Annotated in this window: 1 rRNA gene; it reads left to right on the forward strand. The window is 58.1% G+C overall.

What is annotated here, in order from left to right:
• Positions 1 to 251: 251 nt before the first annotated feature.
• A 16S ribosomal RNA gene (locus tag CLM62_RS43460) occupies positions 252 to 824 on the forward strand; the annotation flags it as partial.

The following is an 824-nucleotide window of genomic DNA, read 5'->3' on the forward strand; positions in this document are numbered from 1 at the left end:
CGCAAGACCGAAGGGAAGCGCCCGGAGGAAAGCCGCGAGAGAGTCTCTCGGGTGAGTACAAAGGAAGCGTCCGTTCCTTGAGAACTCAACAGCGTGCCAAAAGTCAACGCCAGATATGTTGATACCCCGTCCATCGGATCTTTCCGGTGGCGAGGTTCCTTTGAAGAAAACACAGCGAGGACGCTGTGAACCTCCTGATTATTCCTCGGGAGGTTCCGCTCTCGTGGTGTCGACCGGATAACCGGTAAACATTCACGGAGAGTTTGATCCTGGCTCAGGACGAACGCTGGCGGCGTGCTTAACACATGCAAGTCGAACGATGAACCACTTCGGTGGGGATTAGTGGCGAACGGGTGAGTAACACGTGGGCAATCTGCCCTTCACTCTGGGACAAGCCCTGGAAACGGGGTCTAATACCGGATACCACTCTCGCGGGCATCTGCGAGGGTTGAAAGCTCCGGCGGTGAAGGATGAGCCCGCGGCCTATCAGCTTGTTGGTGAGGTAATGGCTCACCAAGGCGACGACGGGTAGCCGGCCTGAGAGGGCGACCGGCCACACTGGGACTGAGACACGGCCCAGACTCCTACGGGAGGCAGCAGTGGGGAATATTGCACAATGGGCGAAAGCCTGATGCAGCGACGCCGCGTGAGGGATGACGGCCTTCGGGTTGTAAACCTCTTTCAGCAGGGAAGAAGCGAAAGTGACGGTACCTGCAGAAGAAGCGCCGGCTAACTACGTGCCAGCAGCCGCGGTAATACGTAGGGCGCAAGCGTTGTCCGGAATTATTGGGCGTAAAGAGCTCGTAGGCGGCTTGTCACGTCGG

This window comes from Streptomyces sp. SA15, from assembly GCF_002291145.1.
GTDB lineage: Bacteria > Actinomycetota > Actinomycetes > Streptomycetales > Streptomycetaceae > Streptomyces.